Annotated in this window: 20 protein-coding genes; 7 read left to right on the top strand and 13 right to left on the bottom strand. The window is 56.0% G+C overall.

Going from position 1 to position 22,511, the window contains the following annotated elements; genetic code table 11:
- Nucleotides 1-9: 9 nt before the first annotated feature.
- Entirely contained in the window at nucleotides 10-1,980 is a 1,971-nt protein-coding gene (locus ACFQI7_RS30895; protein ID WP_230415426.1) for a sensor histidine kinase, read from the bottom strand.
- Nucleotides 1,981-2,237: 257 nt separating this feature from the next.
- Here ACFQI7_RS30895 and ACFQI7_RS30890 point away from each other — a divergent pair, with 257 nt between their 5' ends.
- Entirely contained in the window at nucleotides 2,238-2,930 is a 693-nt protein-coding gene (locus tag ACFQI7_RS30890) for a response regulator transcription factor (RefSeq protein WP_218101620.1), read from the top strand.
- Here the strand turns inward: ACFQI7_RS30890 and rluF are convergent.
- Nucleotides 2,920-3,642 (bottom strand): 23S rRNA pseudouridine(2604) synthase RluF, encoded by a 723-nt coding sequence (rluF, locus tag ACFQI7_RS30885; protein ID WP_218101621.1) that lies wholly within the window; start codon nucleotides 3,640-3,642, stop codon nucleotides 2,920-2,922. The two genes, ACFQI7_RS30890 and rluF, sit on opposite strands and share 11 nt — an antisense overlap.
- A 169-nt stretch (nucleotides 3,643-3,811) precedes the next feature.
- Between rluF and ACFQI7_RS30880 the strand changes: the two genes are divergently transcribed.
- Both ACFQI7_RS30880 and ACFQI7_RS30875 read left to right on the top strand, forming a co-directional pair.
- Nucleotides 3,812-4,270 (top strand): hypothetical protein, encoded by a 459-nt coding sequence (locus ACFQI7_RS30880; protein WP_218101622.1) that lies wholly within the window; start codon nucleotides 3,812-3,814, stop codon nucleotides 4,268-4,270.
- A 193-nt stretch (nucleotides 4,271-4,463) separates the two neighbouring features.
- Complete coding sequence (locus ACFQI7_RS30875; RefSeq protein WP_218101623.1) at nucleotides 4,464-7,082, top strand: transglycosylase domain-containing protein; 2,619 nt, start codon at nucleotides 4,464-4,466, stop codon at nucleotides 7,080-7,082.
- A gap of 86 nt (nucleotides 7,083-7,168) precedes the next feature.
- Here ACFQI7_RS30875 and ACFQI7_RS30870 read toward each other — a convergent pair whose 3' ends face one another.
- Both ACFQI7_RS30870 and ACFQI7_RS30865 read right to left on the bottom strand, forming a co-directional pair.
- On the bottom strand, nucleotides 7,169-8,503 hold the full coding sequence (locus tag ACFQI7_RS30870; RefSeq protein WP_218101624.1) for an MFS transporter: 1,335 nt from the start codon (nucleotides 8,501-8,503) through the stop codon (nucleotides 7,169-7,171).
- A 226-nt stretch (nucleotides 8,504-8,729) separates the two neighbouring features.
- Nucleotides 8,730-10,046, bottom strand: a complete 1,317-nt coding sequence (locus ACFQI7_RS30865; RefSeq protein WP_218101625.1) for an ABC transporter substrate-binding protein — start codon at nucleotides 10,044-10,046, stop codon at nucleotides 8,730-8,732.
- 231 nt (nucleotides 10,047-10,277) lie between these two features.
- Here ACFQI7_RS30865 and ACFQI7_RS30860 point away from each other — a divergent pair, with 231 nt between their 5' ends.
- On the top strand, nucleotides 10,278-11,393 hold the full coding sequence (locus ACFQI7_RS30860) for a LacI family DNA-binding transcriptional regulator (RefSeq protein WP_218101626.1): 1,116 nt from the start codon (nucleotides 10,278-10,280) through the stop codon (nucleotides 11,391-11,393).
- Nucleotides 11,394-11,641: 248 nt separating this feature from the next.
- Here the strand turns inward: ACFQI7_RS30860 and ACFQI7_RS30855 are convergent, their stop codons facing one another.
- The 3 genes from ACFQI7_RS30855 to ACFQI7_RS30845 form a co-directional block, all read right to left on the bottom strand.
- On the bottom strand, nucleotides 11,642-12,739 hold the full coding sequence (locus ACFQI7_RS30855) for an endo-1,4-beta-xylanase (protein ID WP_218101627.1): 1,098 nt from the start codon (nucleotides 12,737-12,739) through the stop codon (nucleotides 11,642-11,644).
- A gap of 240 nt (nucleotides 12,740-12,979) precedes the next feature.
- The gene (locus ACFQI7_RS30850; RefSeq protein WP_230415440.1) at nucleotides 12,980-14,140 is read right to left on the bottom strand and encodes a CynX/NimT family MFS transporter; all 1,161 of its coding nucleotides are present in this window, start codon (nucleotides 14,138-14,140) and stop codon (nucleotides 12,980-12,982) included.
- A gap of 62 nt (nucleotides 14,141-14,202) precedes the next feature.
- Nucleotides 14,203-14,889 (bottom strand): FadR/GntR family transcriptional regulator, encoded by a 687-nt coding sequence (locus ACFQI7_RS30845; protein WP_218101629.1) that lies wholly within the window; start codon nucleotides 14,887-14,889, stop codon nucleotides 14,203-14,205.
- Nucleotides 14,890-15,045: 156 nt separating this feature from the next.
- On the opposite strand from ACFQI7_RS30845, the gene ACFQI7_RS30840 reads away from it, so the two are divergent.
- Together ACFQI7_RS30840 and ACFQI7_RS30835 are read left to right on the top strand one after the other, a co-directional pair.
- A complete protein-coding gene (locus ACFQI7_RS30840; protein WP_218101630.1) occupies nucleotides 15,046-15,198 on the top strand; it encodes a hypothetical protein in 153 nt (50 codons plus the stop codon).
- 28 nt (nucleotides 15,199-15,226) lie between these two features.
- Nucleotides 15,227-15,382 (top strand): hypothetical protein, encoded by a 156-nt coding sequence (locus ACFQI7_RS30835; protein WP_218101690.1) that lies wholly within the window; start codon nucleotides 15,227-15,229, stop codon nucleotides 15,380-15,382.
- A 149-nt stretch (nucleotides 15,383-15,531) separates the two neighbouring features.
- Here the strand turns inward: ACFQI7_RS30835 and ACFQI7_RS30830 are convergent, their stop codons facing one another.
- The 3 genes from ACFQI7_RS30830 to ACFQI7_RS30820 all read right to left on the bottom strand — a co-directional run bounded on the left by ACFQI7_RS30830 (nucleotide 15,532) and on the right by ACFQI7_RS30820 (nucleotide 18,332).
- Nucleotides 15,532-16,518, bottom strand: a complete 987-nt coding sequence (locus tag ACFQI7_RS30830) for a hypothetical protein (protein ID WP_218101631.1) — start codon at nucleotides 16,516-16,518, stop codon at nucleotides 15,532-15,534.
- 169 nt (nucleotides 16,519-16,687) lie between these two features.
- On the bottom strand, nucleotides 16,688-17,554 hold the full coding sequence (locus ACFQI7_RS30825) for a helix-turn-helix transcriptional regulator (protein ID WP_268966849.1): 867 nt from the start codon (nucleotides 17,552-17,554) through the stop codon (nucleotides 16,688-16,690).
- Nucleotides 17,555-17,798: 244 nt separating this feature from the next.
- A complete protein-coding gene (locus tag ACFQI7_RS30820) occupies nucleotides 17,799-18,332 on the bottom strand; it encodes a hypothetical protein (RefSeq protein ID WP_218101633.1) in 534 nt (177 codons plus the stop codon).
- 165 nt (nucleotides 18,333-18,497) lie between these two features.
- Here ACFQI7_RS30820 and ACFQI7_RS30815 point away from each other — a divergent pair, with 165 nt between their 5' ends.
- Nucleotides 18,498-18,650, top strand: coding sequence for a hypothetical protein (locus ACFQI7_RS30815; protein ID WP_218101634.1), 153 nt, complete (start codon nucleotides 18,498-18,500; stop codon nucleotides 18,648-18,650).
- A gap of 149 nt (nucleotides 18,651-18,799) precedes the next feature.
- On the opposite strand, the gene ACFQI7_RS30810 is transcribed toward ACFQI7_RS30815, so the two are convergent.
- The 3 genes from ACFQI7_RS30810 to ACFQI7_RS30800 all read right to left on the bottom strand — a co-directional run bounded on the left by ACFQI7_RS30810 (nucleotide 18,800) and on the right by ACFQI7_RS30800 (nucleotide 22,348).
- Entirely contained in the window at nucleotides 18,800-19,345 is a 546-nt protein-coding gene (locus ACFQI7_RS30810) for a DNA-deoxyinosine glycosylase (RefSeq protein ID WP_218101635.1), read from the bottom strand.
- Nucleotides 19,329-20,231: a DMT family transporter gene (locus tag ACFQI7_RS30805; RefSeq protein ID WP_218101636.1), complete on the bottom strand. Its 903-nt coding sequence runs from the start codon at nucleotides 20,229-20,231 to the stop codon at nucleotides 19,329-19,331. The genes ACFQI7_RS30810 and ACFQI7_RS30805 overlap by 17 nt, the downstream gene beginning before the upstream one ends.
- 134 nt (nucleotides 20,232-20,365) lie before the next feature.
- Entirely contained in the window at nucleotides 20,366-22,348 is a 1,983-nt protein-coding gene (locus ACFQI7_RS30800) for a methyl-accepting chemotaxis protein (protein ID WP_218101637.1), read from the bottom strand.
- Nucleotides 22,349-22,511 lie beyond the last annotated feature (163 nt).

The following is a 22,511-nucleotide window of genomic DNA, read 5'->3' as shown; positions in this document are numbered from 1 at the left end:
CCGCTGCGATTACGGATCCGGCTTGGACAGCGGCAGCATGAAGGCAAGGCAAGCTCCCTGTCCGACCCGGCTCTGCGCCCAAATTCTTCCGCCGTGGTAATCGATAATTTCCTTGGCGATCGCAAGCCCGAGTCCGCTGCCGCCGCCTGCGGTGTTGCGCGTCTTGTCCTTTTTGTAAAAACGGTCGAATATATGTGGGAGGTCCTCCGGCTCGATCCCCGAGCCGTTGTCTTTCACCTGCACGACCAGCGAGTGTCCGTCAAGGATAATATCGAGCTGAATCAGCCCGCCCTGGGGCGTATGCTTGACCGCATTGTAGATGATGTTGGTCAGCACCTGGTCGATCCGGTTCAGGTCGATGTAGACGACCGCCAGCCTGTCCGCTTTGGACTGAAGCTCATACGTCTCCGATTCGAAACGCAGCCCGGCGCCGATGACTTCGAGCTCGTACCGTTCCTGGAAATACCGGATAAATTCGCTAGTCGTGATCGGCTGAATGTCGAATTCGAGTTGGCGCGCCTCGAGTTTGGACAACTGGAACAAATCGCTGATCAACCGGTTCAACCCGGTAATGCGGGCGTAGATCAGCTTCAAATATTTGTGCTGCTGCTCGGGCTGCGAAACGACCCCGTCTATCAACGCTTCGACGTAGCCTTGGATCAGTGTCATCGGCGTGCCGAGATCATGCGAAATATTACTCAGCAAATGCCTCCGCGACGTTTCCATGCGGGCCAAGTTTTCGTTCATATGCTCCAGACTGCTGTTGATCCGCTCCAGCTCCGCCGTACGCTCCCGTATTTTTTGCTCGAGCCCGATGTTCATCTCCCGCATTTGACGCGATAGCGTCTCCACCGCGATGAATGCTTTCGCCGACTTCGAGCTGATCACAAACGAGGTCATGAAAACGCAGAACAGCAGCCCGAACGATGATACTTCTCCGAAGGAAAACAATTGATTGTAATACAAAATGTCGATTACGATCGTAACCACGTAAATGCCGGCTCCCGTTACCGCAAACAATGCCCCTTCCCGTCCGTGCAGCAGAGCTTGAATCAGGCAAGCAAGCAAATACAGGCATACCAGCACCGTAATCACCTGATAAACCGGCGGGCCGTACGTGAACCAGGGCGGCGGAAGAATAAGCGTGGCGGCAAATAGCATCGCCACCCACTGAATAATGCGGATTACACGGCGGTTCGTTTCCTGAGGGTAGAGCGAATGAACGAACAGCGCAATGGCCGGAACGCTAAGATAATAGCATGCGTACTCAATTCGCAGCGCAGACAGCCATTCAAATCCAGGCATAAAGTAATAAACGATGCCTTCCCCGACGAATGCGGCGCGAAGACCGGTCAGCAAACAAAACCCTCCAAAGTATAGAGAGCCTCTTTCCTTCCGGCGCAAAATGAATTTCACGATATAATGCAGCCCCATCGCAAACAGGCTGCCGACAATAATCGTATCCAACGCAGCGCCTGTACGGATTTGCCGGTCGACTTGATCCGTGGTTCCCAGCAGCAGCGGGTTCCAAATGCCGCCGAGCCGATGATCGTAATTCGATACCTGGATCACGATATCGATATATCGCCCATTGTTATGAAAATCAACTTCCTTGGGCGTGTATTTGGCCTGGGCGTTCTTGGGACCGGTACCGACCGTTCCGCTGGCAGCCACCTCGTTGCCGTTCACCCACAGCCGGTAGGCCGTGCGAATATACGGAATTTTTATCGACAAAATCGGCGTTGTATCGCTCAGCTCGACCTGGAGATGGTACGTCGCATAGCCGCTGCCTCCGATATCGCCGCTATCACCCAATCCGTTCCAAGAGCCCGGCTGCTCGATCTTTCCGGGTACGGGCCCTACGTTTTCGATGGGCGCAGTCAATTGCTGCGGAGCGAGCAGCTGCCGCCAATAAAAGTCCCACTCGCCTATAAGCGGAAGGACGCCTTGCTGCTGGAAATGGTATTTTCCAAGAGACATCACCCCGCCCTTGGCGCGAATATCGGCATGTTGTCCCGAGTGCGGCTCCACATCACAGCCGGATAATACGACACTTAATAAAACTATAGCGAAAAGTGTCGTTAAACATTTATAATAGAGATACAATCTGGAAATTGGTACCACGTTCTTTCCATATTACGTCAATGATCGTCGTATTAATCTTACCGCAAACCGCTTGCTTTGGATACGGAAAAAAAACGAACTGCCTTGCTGCAAAGCCTGATGGAGGGTATGAGATGCCTGGAGAAAAAATATTGCTCGTCGATGATGAGGCGGAAATTGTTGAGTTGATCAGCTTGTATTTGAAGAAGGAAGGATACGAGGTGCTCTGCTCCAATAACGGGACAGAAGCGCTGGAGATGGCCAAAGAGCATCGTCCCGACCTTGTCATCCTGGATATTTCGCTGCCCGGTATGGACGGGATCGAAGTGTGCCGCCAACTGCGCAAATCATTCAGTACGCCAATTCTGTTCTTAAGCTGCAAGAGCGATGACATGGACATTATACTCGGTTTCAGCATCGGCGGCGACGATTATATAACGAAGCCGTTCAGCCCGGGACAGCTGGTCGCCCGCGTGAAGGCGCATTTGCGCCGAAGTCATTTGATGGAACAGCATAAAGAAGATTCGCAGCATCTTTATTTTCCCGGCCTCGAGGTCGACCTGATCAGCCGGACCGTGAAGGTGGACGGAGCGATTGCTCCGCTATCCTCCAAAGAGTTCGATCTGCTGCTGCATCTGGCCAAATCGCCCGGCAAGGTGCTCCCGCTGGAGCAGCTTTACAAAATGACCTGGGGCGTGGACAGCAACGGAGATACAAGAACGCTTCTCGTCCACATTAGCAATTTGCGTAAAAAAATCGAAACGAATCCCGCCGAGCCGAGGTACATTCAAACCGTTCGAGGCGTCGGATACAAATTCAACGGCTAGCTTCCGGACGGTGGTCCGGATCGTGGCCCGTTAACGCCAGCAATCCTTCCAGCTCTTCCCGGGTCAAATCCCGCCACTTCCCTGTCGGCAGCCCCGCCAGCTTCACGTTCATGATGCGCACTCGCTTAAGCCGCCGCACTTCATAACCGAAGGCGGCGCACATCCGGCGAATTTGCCGGTTAAGTCCTTGGGTCAATATGATGCGGAACACCCGCTCGTCCATTTTGTATACTTTGCACGGCTTGGTCACGGTGCCGAGAATTTTCACGCCGCTCGCCATGCCCTGAAGAAAAACTGGAGTAACCGGCCTGTCCACCGTAACGATATACTCCTTTTCATGCCCGTTTTCCGCACGCAATATTTTGTTAACGATATCTCCGTCGTTCGTAAGGAATATGAGTCCTTCAGAATCTTTGTCCAGCCGTCCGATCGGAAAGACTCGTTCCTTATGCCCGACAAAGTCCACGATATTGCCCCGTACATGCTGTTCCGTCGTGCTGGTGATGCCGACCGGTTTGTTCAGCGCGATATATACATGCGACTTATGCTCGCCTACGAGCCGTCCGTCTACCCGCACTTCGTCGCCTTCCTCTACCTGACTTCCTAATTCCGCCCGCTTCCCGTTAATCGTAATGCGTCCGGCTTCGATCCATTTATCTACTTCACGACGGGAGCACAGTCCCGTTTCGCTAATATATTTGTTGATTCTCATCGTTCCCACTCCGCAATTGAATTGGATCATCCTGCCTTATTATAGCATGCGCCGGATTCGATTCAAAAAGAATGCGGCGCGCCGTTTCAAACTTGTCCAAAGCGGGTAATGAAACGGTACACCGGTGCCATGGGCATTCGGTGCAATACGAATCGAAGGAGTGTTAACGATGAATCGCAAAAGAACGCTGCCGACGATCACAAAGCCGTTTACTCATGTGCACAACACCTTAACCGCACTTGGCTTCTCGGAAACGCCTTGCAGGGAAGGAACATTGTATGAACTGACATTCCATGATCCTGCGACGCTCAAGCAGTATCCGTACCGCATCCCTACACAGACGAAGGAAAACGGCCAAACGGAGGTTCAATTGCCGGAAGCCGGATTCTGCGGAAAGCAATTCGTTCCGGAATCGGCCGAAGCCGCCGCCGTGGAGCTGCTGACCGAGGTGCAGCAATACCTTGAAAACGGGCAGGAAAAAAAAGCCGCACCGTCGATTGACCAAGTGATGAACGGGAAAATGGCGAATAACGAAGCGGAAGTGAAAAAGCTTGGAAAGGTAATGGCCAGCATCCCCACGAACAGCGAACTGCGGAAAAACGGTCTGGTGCCCGATCCGATTCAGTAATATCGCATAAAGAGCAGGCAAGCCCACGGCCGGTCCATATCGGTTTGCGGGCTTTTTTGCTCCTGTTTTTTGGCTTGTCAACCTGCACAAAACCGGGGGGCTCCGCGAATAGGTTAACGAGAAACGAATTTCTTCGACATCCATAAGGTGTCATGCATTTATTGATAGAAGCGATTCGGTAGAGAGGGGTCGTATGGCAATGATAGGAGCGCCGTTTCTTCAGTGGATACTGCGGCGGAATAAAGGAGGCGGCGGTCGCGGAAAGCAGCCCGGGGCACGCGACGGCTCGCGAGAGCGCGGCACGTGGTCCGCGGGCGCGACGAGAGACTCCGAGCAAGTGCGCAGCAGCAGCGGGCGTGACGGAGCGTTTGCCCGCGAGGCGGCTAAAGAGCGGATGCGCAGCGACGACGCACGGCCTGCGGGCGCAGCGCGGGCGGGTGCGGCGAAGCAGGCGCTGTTGGCGAGCCGGGCCGCCTGGGGCAAAGCCGGCGCAGCAGCAGGCCGGCCACAGGCGGCGGACGGCGCAGCGGCCGCTGAGCGGCAGACGGCGAGCGCTGTGCCGGCGGGCCCCGCAAGCGAGCGCAGCGGCAGGCCGCAGGCCGGTGCGAGCGCGCCGGGGGAAGCGCCGGAGCAGGCGCAACCGCGGGCATCCGCCCAAGCGGACGCGGCGATGCGCGCGGCAGCTTCGGGCGCAACCGCGAGTGCGACGAGCTCCGCATCGGCGGCTGACACCCCCGCAGGAGCGCCGAAGCACGCTCCTACTCCCGGTGCAGGGACGGACGCGCGCCCGAGCGGAAATGGCAAAAAAGCGCGCTCCTGGCGCCGCCCGCTGCTGGGAAGCATCGTGCTGCTGCTTGTCGTCAGCGCCGCCGGGCTCGGGCTCGGTGCGAAGTGGGTTCAAGCGCTCGACATCAGCAAGCTGGAGCATCCGCTGCCGGAGCCGTCGCTTGTAATGGACGCAAGCGGCAAGCCTGTGTCGCAGCTATCTTCCTCGAAGATCGTACCGGTGCAGCTTGATCAAATACCGCTCGATCTGCGCAACGCCGTGATCGCCGTGGAAGACCGTCGATTTTACGATCATGCCGGGTTCGACGTATTGTCGATCGGCCGGGCGGTTATACGCGATGTGAAGACGGGTTCGCTGAAGGAAGGCGGCAGCACCATTACCCAGCAACTCGCGAAAAACTTGTTCCTGGACGCGGATAAAACGATGAGCCGCAAGCTCAAGGAGCTCGGCTATGCGATTAAAATCAATTTCACATACTCCAAAGATGAAATATTGGAGCTGTACTTAAACAGCATCTACTTCGGCGAAGGGAGATGGGGCGTAGAAGGCGCGGCCCAGCAATATTTCGGCAAGCCGGTGGAGAAGCTCACGCTTCCGGAATCGGCGATGCTCGCCGGACTGCCGAAAGCGCCGACGGCCTATTCGCCTTTCCGAAATAAAGAGAAGGCGCTTGACCGGCGCAACCTTGTGCTGTCGCTGATGAAGGAGCAAAGCTTTATCAGCGAAGCCGATTATGCCCAAGCGATCGCCTCCCCCATTCAGCTCAACACGAATAACGGCGAATCACTCAAAGGCAAACACCCAGCGTATGTCGATCACGTGATGGATGAAGCGGAGAAGCTGTACGGTTTCACAGAACAGCAAATCCTCACCATGGGGCTGCGCATCCATACTTCTATGGACGAAAAAGTGCAGCAAGCGGCGGAAGAAGTGTACGCGAACGACGCGTTGTTCCCCCAGAGCCCGGCCGATCAGGTCATCCAAAGCGGCATCGCGGTCATCGACCATCGCACCGGCGGCATCCGCGCGATCATCGGCGGGCGCGGCGAGCAAGTATACCGCGGCTTTAACCATGCGACCGAGCTCAAACGGCAGCCCGGCTCGTCGTTCAAGCCGCTCGCCGTCTACGGCCCTGCCCTTGAGCGCGGCTATACGCCGGATTCGATGCTGTACGACGGGGAGCTGGATATCGCCGGCTATCGGCCCAAAGATTGGGACGGCCGAACGCGCGGGCAAGTCTCGATGCGCGAAGCGCTCAAAAGCTCCTGGAACATTCCGGCGGTCTGGCTGCTCAACGAGATCGGCCTCGATGCGGGAATCGATTTCGTCCGCAGAGCGGGCATCGCTTTGCCCAAGACCGACCGCAGCCTGACGATCGCCCTCGGCGGGTTGTCCGAAGGCGTCTCGCCGCTGCAAATGGCGCAAGCATACGGCGCCATCGCAAGCGAAGGCGTGCTGCACCAGGCGCACGCCATTACGAAAATTACGACCAAGGATGGTCACACGCTGGTCGAAGCGACCCCGGCCTCGTCGCAAGTGACAACGCCGACGGTCGCCTATACACTGACGACACTGCTCCAGGACGTCGTCGCTTCGGGCTCGGGCCGGGTAGCGGCACTGAGCGACCGGCCCGTTGCAGGGAAAAGCGGCACGACGCAACTGCCTGCGACCGCAGAGTTCGCCGAGATCGGCTCGGGTGGATCGAAGGACGCCTGGTTCGTCGGCTACACGCCGGAGCTGACCGCCGCCGTCTGGCTAGGTTACGACCAGACCGACCGGAAGCATTACCTGACCACCTCCGGCGGGGCGGTTCCGGCGCAGCTGTTCCGGGAAGTGATGGCCCGCTCGCTGAAGGACGTGCCGCCATCCGCTTTCCCGGTGCCGGAAGAAGTGCGCCGGGCGATGGAGCAGGCGCAGCAGCAAGCTGCCGCACAGCGCGATAAGCCTGGCAACGGCAACAGCAGCAAGCCGAGTCTAAAGGACATATGGCCTTTCAATAAGGGCAAGAAGAAAAACGACGACTGACGCAGAGATCATAAGGTTCGGATCAAAGACTTATCTGGAAGACAAAAGGACGTTCCTCGGGCATTCCGAGAGAACGTCCTTTTCAGTTACGAAGCTTTGGCTTCCGACTTGACACGGCTTCCCTGCACGAACAGAAAAGCGGTCGATGCCAGCGCTACCAAGCTGATGATAAAGCCGTACAAGAACAGCCGGTGAATGCCTGTCATGAAATTCGGTGCCGCCGTCAACAGCGCCCCCATGATGGTCACGCCGACCGCCGTCCCGATGTTGCGCGCAAACACCTGCAGCGAAGTGGAGATCCCCTTCTGATCGGCGGCTACGAGCTGTTGGGAGCCTATGACGGAAACAGTGATAAGCAATCCGTAAGCCAAGCCCTGCAGCGTCATGACGAGGCTTACGTACCAGAAGCCGCCCGTATCCGGCAAAAACAGCAGCAGCAGCCCTGAAATGGACAAGATGGCGTTGCCGATCACAAGAAGCCTGCGGTAGCCGTATCGAAGAATCCATTTGCCCCCGTACATCCCCATCGCAATCCACCCGACCGACATCCAGATAAGCGCAAAGCCGCTGACATAAAGCGAATAGCCGTGGTTTTGCAAGTAGTACGGGATGTAGCTCGACGTACCGAACAATGCGGCACACGTCAAGAAAGCGTTCAAGATCATCCAGGCGATCGACCCGTTCTGCAGCAGCCCCATCGGTACGATGGGTGACGGATGCCGCCGTTCATTGCGGACAAACAATACGAGGCAGATCAAGCCTGCCGCCGTGCAATACAAATACCCTCCGCTGACGACCGTATTGGCCAGCAGCAGCGCGATGCCTATCCCGAACAGCGCCGAGCCCATGTAGTTGACGCGGCTTTGTTTGGCCTGGTACACATCCTTGTACGGAATCAGCAGCAGCAGCGATGCGATGCAGATCGGCACATTAATGTAAAAAATCCAACGCCAGTCGAGCTTCTCCAGAAAAAAGCTGCCGAGCAGCGGCGCAAGCACGGCCGACAACCCCCACATGGCGGTGAAAAACGCTTGAATTTTGCCCCGCGCCTCAATCGAAAACAAATCGCCTGCGATGATAGCAGGGAAAGCAATCATCGCCCCTGCCCCTAGACCTTGCACCGCCCGGTAAAGCACGAGCTCCACCATCGTGTTCGCCGTTCCGCAAAGCACCGAACCGAGCATGAAAATAACGATTCCCGTGGCAAGCACTTTTTTCCTGCCGAACAGATCGGAAACCCTACCGCTGATCGGCGTTACGACAGTACATAAAATCATGTAGGAAGCGAAGCTCCAGGCATACAGCTTAACGTTGCCCAGCTCATCGGCGATCAGCGGCATCGTGGTGTTCATAATCGTAGTGTCCATCGACGAGATGAGCACGGCAAGCACTATGCTGGCCATGACAGCCAACCGGTTCATATGTATTCCTCCTCCGACAATCTGACCCCATCGTTTCATAATGCATCATAAGCTGCAATACCGTCAATACGCTTCTGAACGCGGATGCCGGCCACCGGGCCTTTGTCCGCGAGGCGAACTGTCTTTTAGGCTGAACGACTTCCGTTCCCCTGACAAAGCAAAAAGAAAGCCTCGGCCTTGGTGCCGAGACTTTCCCTTATGAGCCATTTTCCCTTCGCAAAACCCATTACTTTTGCTTAGCCTTCTCTGCTGCGATTTCTTTATTGAACGACTCGTCCGCCGCACGAAGAGCCGTATTGAGATCTTTTTCGCCGGCCAGCACATTTCTCACTTCCGTTTCGAGAATGCCGATCCCTTTTTGCTGTAAATTTTGCAGCAGCCCAGCCGATCTCGGCGGTATTTCCTTACCGTATTGATACTTGAAATAAGCGCCGGTATTTTTCCCTTTGAGCAGCGGATCGTTCTCCTTGAACACTTTCATCCACGTATCGCTCATTTTCAGCGCCGGGATAATACCGTCCTTCGCCGCCTGAATTTGGCGTTCCTCGCTGGTCAAATAGGCAATCGCTTCGAAGACGTCGTCCTTGTGAGCACTCGTCTTCGTGATGAAATTGTACCTGGCGCTGACTGGCGTGCCAACGCCCGGCGCATCTTTGTAAGTCGGCATCGAGACGATATCGAAGTCGAACTGCCAGTTCGACATGTCCTGCGGAAACAATTGCATCGCGGACAGCCCTTTCGGGAACAAGTTTTTCATCTCTTCGCTGGCCGCCGTCTGTTTCGTAAGCGCGATTCCCGGCAATGCATAGAAGCGAAGCATGTTTTCCAGCAGCTTTTTCCACTGGTCGTTGTTCAGGCTCGCCTTTTCTTCCTGCGCGCTGAGCGTTGAATAGCCGTAAGGATTTTGATACAGCAGCATATCGTGGTACCTGTCGCTGTAGCCGTAGTACTGCACGCCGTCCACGCTGCGCGTCATTTTTCTCGCGATGTCATATACTTCGTCCCAGGTCATGCCGTCCTTCGGATACGCCACGCCGAACTTGTCGAATAAATCTTTGTTGTAGTACAGCACCGTGCGGCTCTCGTCCAGCGGCAGCCCGATCGTTTGGCCCCCGGCGTTCGTTTTCATCGCTTCGATCAGACTCGGGTTCAGCTTCGACAAGTCATAGCGGTGTTTCTGAATCAGGGGCGTAATGTCTTCCGCCAATTTGAACTTCATCATCGTGTCTTCGATCGTTTTTTTGGAGCCGATGATAACATCGGGCACGGTCCCCGCCGTCACCAGTTCGCTGATGAACTGGCCTTTTTGCGGAACGATGGCTTTCGCCGTCACATGCGGAAATTTGGCTTTGAGCGGCTCCTCATAATACTTTGTAAAATCTTTTTGCGACATCGAGTACAAGTAAAACGAAATTTCGACCGGTTCCTTCGGTTTGCCCGCGTCGGCAGACGGAGCTGCAGCTTGTTTGCCCGATGTGGCGCAGCCGGATAATGCGGAACACGCTAAAAGCAGCGAAATGGAGATAAAAGCCGTTTTTTTCAAAACAAAAGCCCCCTTTTGTTCAGCGGAAAGTTTACGAAAACGTTTTAGTAAACTCATTATAATTCATGCCCCGGCATTTTGTAAATGCTTTCATAGTAAAACGGTATGTTTTTCGCGAAAAAGGGCCGACTGCCCCATCCCCCCGCTTCGGCTTGACCTTTGAACCCCATTGGACTCATAATGGGTCACAAGACAGCTCACAGATGCGATTCGGAAATGGGGTTACTTTTCATGACGATGACGATTAAAGATATCGCCCGCATGGCCGGCGTCTCGGTCTCCACGGTGTCGAAATGCATCAACAACTACGGCGACATCGGCGAGGACACGCGGCGCAAAGTGCTTGCGATCATGGAAGAAACCGGGTTCAAACCTAATTTTTCCGCACGGACCTTAATCTCCAAGCGTACGCATATGATCGGCGTTATTTTCGGTCATCACGTCAATTACGATTTCACCCACCGGTATTACACGGAGGTACTGAACGCGTTCAAGCAGGCAATCGGCGTTCTCGGATACGATATGCTGCTGTTTTCCAACGAACGGTTTCAGCCGCAAGGCGAAGATTATTTGGCCAGGTGCCGCCATTATAAAGTCGACGGCTGTTTGATTTTCGCCGCGAACGATATTGCGGGCGCAATCAAAAGCTTGGACCGCAGCGAAGTTCCGTGCGTCGGCATCGACCTGACGCTGCTCGGCGAAAGCTCGGCCAGCGTCCGCCAAGACAATATCGCGGCCGGAGCCGCAGCGGCGGACCATCTGCTCGGCTGCGGGCACCGGCAGATCGGTTACATCGGCTCGCGCTATGCCGAGCCCGTGTACCGCTACCGCGAAAGCGGCATGCGGCAAGCGATGGAGCGCCGCGGCGTCACCGCGAACGACGCATGGATCGTCTACGCCGAGCATCAGCAGGAGCAGGACGGATACGAGGCCGTCCGCCGTCTGCTCGAGCAGGGCGAGCCGCCGACCGCGCTGTTCGCGGGCTCGGACCTGCTCGCGTTCGGCGCGATCCGGGCGCTGAAGGAAGCCGGCATCGCCGTGCCGCAGCGCGTCTCGGTGATCGGCTGCGACAATATTGAGGCATGCCGGTTCATCGATCCGCCGCTGACGACGCTAGAGCCGGGCAAGCAATATATCGGTCAGCAGGCGGCGCAGCTGCTGCATGACTTGATCGAGCGGAAGGGGCCGGCGGCGAAGGGCTCGCCCGCTCCTGTTCCCGAACTCGCTGCCTCCGGGACGACGGGCTCCGGTACCGGCGCCGCTTCCACACAGAACCGAAATGTCATTCTCGTGCAGTCGAAAGTCGTTGTTCGAGCAAGCGTCGCTCCGCCTGCCGCAAAGCTATAGCCGAAGCCGAACACCGGGCCCGGTGGAGTTCGCAGGTTCCCGAACCGATGACGCTCACTCGTTACTGATCGCTAACCCGGGCCGCTGACCGTCGAGAACGGGCAGTGTCCGGCGAAGCGCTGCGCAGTAAAAAGCAAGACCTGCCCTACCGAAAGCGGTACGCTTCGGTCGGACAGGTCTATTTATGATCGTTGTGTTGCTCAAACCTTGCGCCGGCGCAGCGCCTGCATAGCAGTGAGCAGGTTCCGTTACCGCTTCAGCACGTCCATGACCGCATGGTAAGCGGGCTTGGACTGAAAGCGCTCGTCGAGAAGCAGCGGCTGCTCCTTCGGGTCCTGATCCTTCAAGTACGTATATTTGTCGCCGACGCCCCATGTGATGAAAGCGGTACAGTTTTTTTCCCCGAGGCAGGCCGACAGCGTCCCGGCGTATACGTCCGCCTGCCGCTTCATTTTGTCGTCCTGCGTATTGTCCTTATTGTCGTTCACCTTCACGTCCATCTCCGTAATTTGCACCTGCAGCCCAAGCGCTCCGAGCCTTTGCAAATTTTGCTTCATCTTGTCCGGGGACGCGTAATTCATCGTGCGGACGTGCATTTGCCAGCCGATGCCGTCAATCGGCACCTGTCTGCTGCGAAAATCACGCGACATCTCGTAGATGCGGTTCGACTTGGTCGTCATGCTCTCGTTCGTGTAATCATTGTAGTACAGCAGCGCCCCCGGGTCGGCTTCGTGCGCCCAGCGAAAAGCAAGCTCGATGTATTCCGGTCCGATCACCTTATGCCATATGTTGTCCCGGTACGAACCGTCATCGTTGAACGCCTCGTTCACGACGTCCCAAACGGCAATCTTCCCTTTATACCGGGACACAACGGTTTGAATATGCTCCTTCATGACCGCTTTGAGCTGTTCCTTGTCCCACTGCCCCTCCTCCACCCATTTGGGCAGAGAGCGATGCCATACGAGCGTGTGCCCGCGAACGGTGATGCGATGCTCTGCGGCAAACGCCATGAGCTTATCGGCTTGGTCGAACGTATACCGGTCTTTCTCCGGATGCAGCCGCATAAACTTCATGTCGTTTTCCGGCGTCAAGATGTTAAATTGATCGGCGATGGCCTGCCGGTAAGCGGCATCCTTGGAGAAAGGGTCGTAATTGACTGCCGCTCCGACGAAAAACCCCCGCCTCTCCGCCAATTGGCGAAGTGTCGGTGCCGTATCTTTATCGCTTGCGGTTCCCGTGGGCTTGCCCCCTTCGTCCTTAAGCCCTCCGCTGCCTGCCGAAGCGCAGGAAGTGAGCGCAACCAGGGCGAGCAGCATCAGACAAACGCCGCCGACTCTTGATCCCATCGATAAAATTCCTCCCTTGCCTCTTTTCACTAAAACGTTTTCGTTAATCTCATTATAGCGCATCTTCTTGGTCTGTAAATATGATTTTTTGACCGATCGACAAGGGGATGTTGCGAGCCTTGGCCCCCATTACATAACAAAAAATGAACTTAACCATTCAGGCACAGCAAGAAAAACCGCCCGATCAAAATCACCGGACGGTCCTTTTAGCTGCATTAATCCATACATTTGTGCTCCACTTCACCCTTCAACATACCGATTCCGCGCCGAACCCAATCCGAAAATCAGCAGCAGTATACCGACCGCCAGCAAAACGAACAGCGGAACGGTCCACCCTTGCGTTGCATCGTGCAAATAGCCGAACAGCGTAGGTCCTACGGCGGCCAGCAAATAGCCTACGGACTGGGACATCCCCGACAATTCGGCCGCGCCCTGGGCCGTTCTCGTGCGAAGACCGAAAAACATCATTGCCAGACTGAAGGAGCAGCCGGCGCCGATGCCGACGAATATGGCCGACACGATGACTACGCTCCGATGCCCGAGCAGAAGACCGCAGACGCCGATCAAAAGAATGGCTGCCGTCAGCAGTACGAGCGGAACCTGACTCTTCATGCGTCCAGCCCAGATCGGCACGATAAAAGACACCGGAAGCAGTGCCAGCTGCATTACGGACAGCGTCCATCCGGCCGCATCGGAAGTCATGCCGTATGTCTGCAAAATGCCCGGCAGCCAGGCGATGACGACATAAAATACGAGAGATTGTAGGCCCATAAACAAGGCAACCTGCCATGCAAGAGCAGAGCTCCAAAGATTCGTCCGGCTCGCGTTTGCCGCTGACTTTGCCGCCGGCGCCGGTTGCTTTTGCCCGCCCCGAATTTGCGGAATCCAACATATAACGGCAAGTATCGCCGGCAGCGTCCATATGCCCAGCGCGCCTTTCCAACCAAGCCCCAATGGACCGGCCATCGGAACGCTAATCCCGGAAGCGATGGCGCCGCACAAATTCATCGCAACGGAATAGACGCCGATCATGATACCGATTTTATGAGGAAACTTTTCTTTGATCAGACTTGGCATCAGCACATTGCACACCGAAATCGCCATGCCGAGAATGACCGTTCCCGCCAGCAGTGTGCCTGCGCCGGCCGCAGACCGCAGCGCAATGCCGGCTGCAAGAAGAATCATGGCGCAAAACAGAACCGCAGGCGCCCCGAAGCGTCGGGCCAGTTTGGGCGCAAGCGGCGATAAAAAAGCAAATGCCAATAAAGGCAGTGTCGTAATCATACCGGCGGTCGTATTGGATATGCCCAGTGCATTCCGTATCGTAGTCACCAAAGGTCCTACGGAAGTGAGAGGCGCGCGCAAATTCGCCGCAATCAATATCATTCCTAATACAAGCATCCATCCTTCGGCAATCGACAACGATTTAGTATCCGAAAGTGGCTTAAGCCGTGCAGATTCCATCAGATTTCACCCATTTCAATCGCTTTTTTCAATTCGTCAATATGCTGCCGCACCGCTTGAGCGGCCGCTTCCGCATCTTTCCCGATAATCGCCTCCACGAGGAGAACGTGTTTATTTTCCGGCAGCCCCCGGCCGAATGTCTTATCCAAATGCATCGAAATCGATTCCTGAATCGCTTCGGTGATATGACCGTACAGCTCCATTAACATCGGATTGCCCGACGCTTCCACGATCGCCAGATGCAATTTCATATCGGCGGCAACGTAACGGTGCATATCGCCTTCCTCGGCCAATGCATTGCATTCCTGCTGATAGCCCTGAATCCGCTGCACGTCTTCCTCCGTGCGTCGGTCCGCCGACAGCCGCGCGGCTTCTCGCTCCAACGCATAGCGAACTTCCAACGTATCCAGCAGACTCGATTTGAGCACCCGACGCTGAATCGCCACGCCGAGCGTGCTGTTGGAGCGAACGTACGTGCCGTCTCCCTGCTTCGTACATAACACTCCGGCATGACACAAAGCTTTAATGCCTTCGCGCAGTGTATTGCGGCTCACGTTAAGTTCGGCAACCAGCTCCGGCTCGGGCGGTATTTTACTGCCTACGGGCCACTGCCCGCGTTCGATCAGCGCTTCGATTTGGATGATCACTTGATCTACTAGACTATGCCGAGTCGTCTTTTTCAACATATGATAAACCTCCAAACATCGGATGATTGGTTGTTAAAGCAATAAAATTGACTATAACACATATTTGGCAATGTGGAAAGTGGGCTGTCGATGTTAACTCTGGACATAATGGGGAAAACTGGGGATATCGTTTGAACAGCGAAAGGAGGGAAACCCGTGAAAATCGATACCGAACGATACGAAATCGCCAGTCTGAACGAAGAGGTTCCGGCACTCGACGTCATTAAAGAGGCGGAAAGCAAAATTGCTCAAATGACCGGAAAGAACGTAACCTTGATCGCCTATGCCGAAACGGAACAAGCGAAGTAGCCAGACAAACTTGAAAGGGGTGAATGGTGTGGCTGACCATAACGAAGAAAAACATGAACCGACAATCGCTCCAGGCATGAATACGCATGATCCGCTGGAAGAACAGGCGACGGAAGAGGAATTGCGGCACAACGACTCTACCTCCGTGACCAAATTGTATTTGGACCGTACGCCCGAACAATAAGGAATGCCGGGATGCGAAAAAACCGTCCGCAGGACGAATAGCCCTGCGGACGGTTTGAAATGTTTACCGAATGACGCTTGTTGTCAACGGTTTTCTATTGCTCGCCGGATTCAGCGGATCCTCATGCGGATCGCGGTTCGGTCGTCGATTTAATCGTCATGGTCATGATCATCATGCCCTTTTCCTTTGCCTTTGCCCTTATCATCGGTTTTTTCTTTTTCTTTCTCTTTCCCTTTGCCGGAGTCCTTCTCTTTCTCTTTATCGGACCCTTTCGTCTTCGAGTCGGATTGCGGGCTCTGGCTCGCCGCCGGTACAATGCCCTGCTTCGCGTCGTCTTTCCAGCGAATGTCCAGCTTCCAGTCCGGGGAAGCGTCCTTCAGCTTGAACTCCGCGCCGAGCCGCGCTTTGAGCGCCTTCTCCCATGCGGCGCGATCCGCCGGCAGTCCCATCGTCAGAAGGCGCAGCATTTGCTCCGCTTCCGCGCCGTTCAAATGGATTACCGCGCGATCCTTCGTCTGCACGTAAATGTCCGCCTCGGAGCCTTTGTCCGTCTGCTCCTGCTTCACCTTAAGCACCAGCTCGCGGCTCTTCAGCTCCAGCGACAGCCGCTCCCACGGCCACCCGCCCGCCGATTTCACCGGCACCGGGCTTGGCGTGTTTGCCTGCGGCACCGCTGCCTGCGAGGACGCGGGCGGCGTCTGCGCTGCAGGCGCCGGATTGCTCGTCGCCGGCGTTTCCGGCTGGGCTGCAGCAGGCGGCACCGTTGTCTCCGCGGCCGAAGATGCCGGCGTCCCTGACGCTGCGGCAGCCGCCGTGCTGCCGGACGCTTTAATGTATGCGGCCTGCGACTTGCTGTTCAATATGATCTCCAGCGTGTCGCCCGGATGCAGATCGGACATACCCGCCTTCTGCGCATTGCGGTACACCCAGACGTTGTCTGCAATCGGATATGTTTTTTCCGTTCCTTCATAGGCGGCTACAAGCTTTTTCCCGCCTTCCTCTACCCGCACGAACTGCCCCTTCGCTTCCTGTGAAATTTCCGCGGACACCGGCGCATCCCCGATCCATGTTATCCCGTATATCAAACCGAATACGAGCAAACAGGCCATCAACAGCCATATACCCTTTTTGACCATCCTTATGCTTCCTCCTCCATCGGCTTTTTTTCTGCTGTACGCCGATTTTTATTCAGTCGAAGAGTCACTATAAGGTTCGGGCCCGATCTTGTTTTTCAAGGGGCATCCCGCATCCCTTTCTGCGCCCCCCGCGGTTTGTACAATGGCAACACCTGCATTGACGACAAGCTTACAACCGCAAAATTCTCCATTCATTGGAGAAATCTTGTTCCAGGATAATGTCTTTTCCGATCGCGTTGATCAGCAGCTCCCTGTATTGAGAAGGCGACATGCCGCTCCGTTTCTTGAATATTTTCGAAAAATATGGCATCGTCCAACCGACCTTTTCCGCCACTTCCGAGATCGTCAGCGAAGTGAACTCGAGAAGCTCCCTTGCTTTTTCCAGCCGAATCTCCTGCAAAAACTGAATGGGCGTCATCCCCGTCTTGTCGTAAAAAAATTTAATCAAATAGTTCGGGTTGAAACCGAACTGCCTGGATAACCGCTCTAGCGTAATCGATGCCGAAAAATTCGCCCGCAAGTACTGAACGATCGGATCGTTTTCTTCGACATGCAAAACGGAAGCAGATTGCTCTTGGTCGGCCGGCATCCGGTTCAGCAGCATGGAGACGAGCGTCCCCTTAAACCCTGCCTCGATGCGGATCGGATGGAACGCGGCCGGATTCCTCGCATGCCGGAGCGCTGCCTTGTACCACTGCTTCAATTCAGACAACTCCCAGCCTTTGCATATGCAGGTGGGCGAAACTGCCGCCAATGCCTCGCGAACCAAGGGGTCCAGCAGCCGGAACTTGAAATCCAAAGTGATCGTTTCCCCCGTAAAGCTGAAGCTGTGAGAAACCCCTTTAAGAAACAAATAGGACGATCCTTCCTTCACCTCGTCGACCATATCGCCGCCGGTAATTCGCCCTTCTCCCGACAATACGACCAGCAGCTGCTCGTAATCATCGTGTTTGTGCATTTCTACGTGACTTCCTGCGGCATAATCAATCCGAGCGGTCCACAACAGTTTCAGTTGGGAGTCTCTTAATCCATTCATTTGCATCCCCTTGGCTACATGTTTAATCATCCTCAAACAACGGATAGTTCTATTTTAAAATAAATTTTCGTTTATGAACACGTTAACATTCCAACGTTAGACCAGTGTTACGCCTTTCCACCGAAAACTCCAATACAAGATTTTCACCTTGATCAACCGGGGCAGGGCAGCACGAATGCAGAAAAAGACAGGACCCCCGTAGCGCACTGCCGTCCTGTCTTCATCTTATTCGCTCAAGCTTACGTTACACCCGTTCCCAGCGGCTTGCGCATTGCTGCAGGCGGGGATGTTCCGGCGCCCGGCCGCCGTCTGCAATCAGCAGACGCAGCCGCTTGATCCACGTCTCGAACGTATCGTATCCGGCTAGCATATGCGCCATGTCACCCGTCACATAAACAAAATGAGGGGCCTTGTACTTTTCGTCCAAATAGCGGAACGCGGTGTCCATCGGCGTATACTTTTTGCGTTTCCCTTCAAAGCCGTCGATGACCCAATCGAGATCGGTGCCCGTTTCCTCCAGCATCGACTCCAGCTTGGCCGCCCGCGCATAATGCGGCGACACAGCGAGCCGCTTATCCATGCGGCGAAGCGTTTCCTCATGCAGCGGGTAGAAGACGATCTTCGCGAAGGCGCGCTCATCTGCAAGAGCCAGCAGCTGTGCGAGCTCCTGCGCCGTAAAATGCTCAAAGCTGTCGTACACCCAAAGACTGCCTCGCTCCCCTTTTTGCGTTTCATCCGGTTGATAGCCGTAAGGCACTTTGATTGGTTCGCGTCCCATGAATCCCGACTCCTTTCGCAAGGTCAAAGAAACCGTTCGCTACGCTATATTATGCCTCATCGTCCTTCGCCCATTCCGCCGCGTCCATTTCTCAAAGAATATTTTCCGCAGCGGCTGCGCATGTTAAAAGATGGAATCCGATCAGACCGGAAGGGAGGGATCCGCATGTCGGAAAATAAGAAGCATGAAGGCAACTATGAAGGCACCGCTTCCATGGAAGCGGAAAACCAGGACATGGAATTCGTCAACGATACGGTAGAAGAAGCGAAAACGACCAAAAATTTGACGGGCGCCATCGAAAAAGACAAGCAATCGTAATATGAGGAAAAGCTTCGGATCGAAGCTTTTCGAGGAAGATACATTCGCGTTTGAAGCACTAACAAAAGCGGCGGGCCATTCCGGTCCGCCCGTTTTATGTCTTTACCGCTTATACGAGGGTAAAACCTGCCGCCGCTTGCACGGTCGCCTTATCGAAGGCCGCCCGCCTCCAGCCAAGCGTCCCGCACCGGCTGCCATGCCTGCAGCTTTGCGGAGAGCGGCATCGCCCGCGCCGGGCTTGACGACGGCAGCGGCACATACGCCCGGACGTCGCCGGGAAGCTGTGGCGCGGCGTAACGGGCGAACCACTGCGCTGCGGCGCTCCCGTTGAAGAACACGTGCCGAATCCGCGGGCACCGCTCGAAAAAAGCGCGGAAATCGTTTGCCTCCGGCCTGCGGATCGCCGAATCGAGACTCCCTTCCCGCTCGCAAGCGCGAAGCACGTCCCACAGCGCCACGCCGCGCGACAAGGCGAAGCGAATGCGCGACTCATAATCCGGCTCCGGCGCTTTTCCCTCCAGCAGTCCGTAAAGCAGCGGCCAGAAGTGATTGCGGGGATGGCCGTAGTACTGCTGCGCCTGAAGCGACGCTTCCCCCGGCATCGAACCGAGCACGAGCAGCGTGCAGCGGTCGGTATACACCGGGGCAAGCCCGGTTACCAGCCGCCCGTCCCCTCCTTCATACTTGTTCGCCATGCGACGACAACCCTTCCTTCATGCGGACCGTCCGCCGTACCGGCAAATTGAGCAGGACCAGGCCGATCATGAACACGGCCGCACCAACGAGAATATATACCGTGATCGGGTCGTGAAAAAACAAATACGACCATAAAATCGTAAACAGCACGCCGCTGTTGCTGACGATAACGGCGACCGGAAACGATACCCGCTGAAGCGCTTGAGAGAACCAGTAGAAGCTTAAACCGGTAATCAATCCGAGTGCCAGCAGCGCAAGCACGGCCGGCATATGAATATCCCCAGTCCAATGCGCCCTCGCCGGCAGCGGAAGCGCCATCAGTACGGAGCACCAGACGAACACGGAGAAGTTCATGTTCCCCGCATCCATCTCTTTAATGAGCACCTTCTGGCTCAGCACATGGAACGACGACCCGAACGCCGAAAGCGCGAACAAGAGCGTCGTCAGCGCGCCGCCCGATGCCAGGACCGACAACGGCATGCCGTTCCAGCTAATGATCAGAACGCCGCCGATGCAAAGCGCCGCCGCCGTCCATCCTTTTGCCGAAACCGATTCCTTCAACCAAAAAGCGGAGATCAGCAGCAGGATGACCGTCTGAATCGGGCCGACCAAAATATTGCCGTACGAATAACCGATCGATAAAGCCAAATTTTCGAAAAAATAATTGCAGCTTTTCCCGAGCGCCCCGAGCCATATCCAACGCAGATCATAGCGCAGCAGCACTTTGCGGTTTTTGACCCACAGGAAAAGCCCCAAGCAAACGATCCCGAGAAAAAAGCGAAGAAACGTGATCGTGGTACTGTCCACCATCGACGATGCGGTCTTCACCAATATGCCGACAAAGCTCCAGGAGAGCGTAGCCAGCAGCAAGAGTACGTATCCCATCTGCCCACCCCGATTTTTCAAAGCACAAAAACTATTGTAGCACACTCTTCAAAGAGGGGGCAGTCGAAATGCAGTACAATCTTATGTCCAAACATCGGCGGAAATTGCATTTGGTTAGCCGCATGCCGGCGCCGTCAAATCTTGAACCGCCCTTCGGCCTGCTGCAGTTCCCCGGCCGCTTGCTTTAATTCCTCCGACTGGCCCGACGACTGGGCGGCCGCCGCCGCCTGGCTTTCTGTCGCCTGGGCCGTGCGGATGAGCTGCTCGGAAGCGCCGGAGGCGATGCGCGCCATTTCCTCGATGCCCGCCGTCACCTCTTCGGCGCCAGCCGATATTTCTTCCGACGCCGAAGAGATTTCCTGGATTTGCTCCGATACTTGCTGCGCCATGTCCAAGATCGTCTCGAACGAACCGCCGGCGTCCCGCACGCCGCTGACGCCTTTCTCCACCTCGACGGCGCTCCGTTCGATCGCGCTCACCGCCTCGGCCATGGAGTCCAATATTTCTGCGGCCTGCACGTGAATTTGCTGCGCGGAGCCTTCGGACTGCTCGGCGAGCTTGCGCACCTCGCTGGCGACAACCGCAAACCCTCTGCCGTGCTCTCCGGCGCGAGCAGCCTCGATCGCCGCGTTCAGCGCAAGCAGATTCGTCTGCGACGCGATGCCCGAAATGACGCCGGCCATCTCGCTGATCGCCTGCATGCGCTCGTTCAGCTGATGAATCGCCTCGCCCACGTCCTGAGCGGACCGGCTGAGCTCCAGCATTTGCTCCGTCGCCGTCAGCGAGGTCCGATTGCCCGCTTCCGCTTCCCGTACCATGGCGAGCGACGCTTCCGTCACCTGCGATGCGGCTTCGGCGATGCGCTGTATGCCCGACGCCATCTCCTCCATCGCCCGGGCGCTCTCTTCGGCGCTCGCCGCCTGGCTCCGGGCGCCTGCGGCCACCTGCCGCACCGTCTGCGCGATTTGATTCGCCGCGGTCAGCGAATGCCCGGCCTGCTCCGCCAGCTGCCGCGAAGTGCCGCCGACGCGCCCCGATACGCCCCGGACCGCTCCAATCATCGCTTGCAGGTGAACGATAAATCGGTTGAACTCCGTGGACAGCCGGGCGAGCTCGTCATTGCCCTTGTCCGGAAGACGGTACGTCAAATCGGCTTCCTGCGAATTCAGATTGGCCGTCGCCGCCAGCAGCCTCCGCAGCTTGCGGGCGACCGCAACTTCCGATAGCAAATACAACATCGCCAGCATGCCGATCAGCAGCAAAGCAAGCACCGCCCCCATCGTCGCTTCCTGCTTGGCGATAAGCGCATCGGACGCCTCTTTGGACAAGGCCACCCTGACGCCGCCCCAATGCTTTCCGCCGATCATGAGCGGGTATGATACATCCCACGTCTCCACGATTTTACCTTCGAGCACCCGCGGATATTTTTGCAGCAGCACATCGGCCGTATTTTGATTAGCCGCCGCCCGATAGCCCGTCTCGTCGTTAAATACGCGGTTGGCGCGGTACTTTTGACTGAGCAGCCCCGTAGCTCCCCACTCGTCTTTTGAGCCTTCCCCTGTCGGGCTGTATTTGCTATTGTGCGTCGCAATAAACCCGGCGGCTTCGGGGTTGTCGGAATAAGCGGCCGCAATGGCGAACACCACCTGATCATCGGTCAGGAAACCGTCCATCACCGCCTGCCAGCGGTCATCCGTGTACGCATCGTAAGCGCTTGTATATTTCAGCTCGTACTTGGCCATCGGAATTTCGCTGCCGTTGAACAGCTTCTGCTTGCCGTCCGCATAGCTCGCATCCTGCGATCGCTTGGCTGCCTCCTGCTCGCTGCCGCCGACCAGTTGGAGTTTGTCGTCGAACATCCGCTGACGCAGCTCTTCCCCACTCAGCTTCGCACCGTCCTTCAGCACCGCACCGGTCTGAAAATCCGATTCCGTGATGCTCTGCAAACTGCGCGACAGCGAAATCGCCATCGTTCGGCCTTTATCCAGCAGCTGCTGCTCGACATCCTTGCGGATTTGCGCCGATTGGTATGCGTATACCACCCCCATGAGCGCAAGCAGCAGCAAACTGCTGTAAATCATAAAGCGGCCCGTCAAAGAATGGAACGGATTTCTCATCGTCTGGCCTCCCCCATCGTAGTATATCGTAATGGTTACGGACAATTGTTCACTTCTTACGAATTTGTACCCTATTTTACTATTGAGTATAGGAAAAAAGGCATGCTTCCGGATACAAAATATGACAATTTCATGAACCCCGGACGATCCGCAGACCGGCGCA

This window comes from Paenibacillus allorhizosphaerae (assembly GCF_042659105.1).
Taxonomy (GTDB): Bacteria; Bacillota; Bacilli; order Paenibacillales; family NBRC-103111; genus Paenibacillus_G; species Paenibacillus_G allorhizosphaerae.
The sequence above is the reverse complement of the archived record's forward strand: the minus strand, read 5'-3'. Positions and strand labels throughout refer to the sequence as shown.

What these genes read in the sequence shown, in the direction of transcription:
- ACFQI7_RS30820 (WP_218101633.1), bottom strand. Translation starts at nt 18,332, where the DNA reads ATGGGACGCGAACCAATCAAAGTGCCTTACGGCTATCAACCGGATGAA.
- ACFQI7_RS30815 (WP_218101634.1), top strand. Translation starts at nt 18,498, where the DNA reads ATGTCGGAAAATAAGAAGCATGAAGGCAACTATGAAGGCACCGCTTCC.
- ACFQI7_RS30875 (WP_218101623.1), top strand. Translation starts at nt 4,464, where the DNA reads ATGGCAATGATAGGAGCGCCGTTTCTTCAGTGGATACTGCGGCGGAAT.
- ACFQI7_RS30845 (WP_218101629.1), bottom strand. Translation starts at nt 14,889, where the DNA reads ATGTTGAAAAAGACGACTCGGCATAGTCTAGTAGATCAAGTGATCATC.
- ACFQI7_RS30825 (WP_268966849.1), bottom strand. Translation starts at nt 17,554, where the DNA reads ATGAATGGATTAAGAGACTCCCAACTGAAACTGTTGTGGACCGCTCGG.
- ACFQI7_RS30890 (WP_218101620.1), top strand. Translation starts at nt 2,238, where the DNA reads ATGCCTGGAGAAAAAATATTGCTCGTCGATGATGAGGCGGAAATTGTT.
- ACFQI7_RS30830 (WP_218101631.1), bottom strand. Translation starts at nt 16,518, where the DNA reads ATGGTCAAAAAGGGTATATGGCTGTTGATGGCCTGTTTGCTCGTATTC.
- ACFQI7_RS30870 (WP_218101624.1), bottom strand. Translation starts at nt 8,503, where the DNA reads ATGAACCGGTTGGCTGTCATGGCCAGCATAGTGCTTGCCGTGCTCATC.
- ACFQI7_RS30880 (WP_218101622.1), top strand. Translation starts at nt 3,812, where the DNA reads ATGAATCGCAAAAGAACGCTGCCGACGATCACAAAGCCGTTTACTCAT.
- ACFQI7_RS30800 (WP_218101637.1), bottom strand. Translation starts at nt 22,348, where the DNA reads ATGAGAAATCCGTTCCATTCTTTGACGGGCCGCTTTATGATTTACAGC.
- ACFQI7_RS30860 (WP_218101626.1), top strand. Translation starts at nt 10,278, where the DNA reads ATGACGATGACGATTAAAGATATCGCCCGCATGGCCGGCGTCTCGGTC.
- ACFQI7_RS30855 (WP_218101627.1), bottom strand. Translation starts at nt 12,739, where the DNA reads ATGGGATCAAGAGTCGGCGGCGTTTGTCTGATGCTGCTCGCCCTGGTT.
- rluF (WP_218101621.1), bottom strand. Translation starts at nt 3,642, where the DNA reads ATGAGAATCAACAAATATATTAGCGAAACGGGACTGTGCTCCCGTCGT.
- ACFQI7_RS30850 (WP_230415440.1), bottom strand. Translation starts at nt 14,140, where the DNA reads ATGCTTGTATTAGGAATGATATTGATTGCGGCGAATTTGCGCGCGCCT.
- ACFQI7_RS30810 (WP_218101635.1), bottom strand. Translation starts at nt 19,345, where the DNA reads ATGGCGAACAAGTATGAAGGAGGGGACGGGCGGCTGGTAACCGGGCTT.
- ACFQI7_RS30805 (WP_218101636.1), bottom strand. Translation starts at nt 20,231, where the DNA reads ATGGGATACGTACTCTTGCTGCTGGCTACGCTCTCCTGGAGCTTTGTC.
- ACFQI7_RS30895 (WP_230415426.1), bottom strand. Translation starts at nt 1,980, where the DNA reads ATGTCTCTTGGAAAATACCATTTCCAGCAGCAAGGCGTCCTTCCGCTT.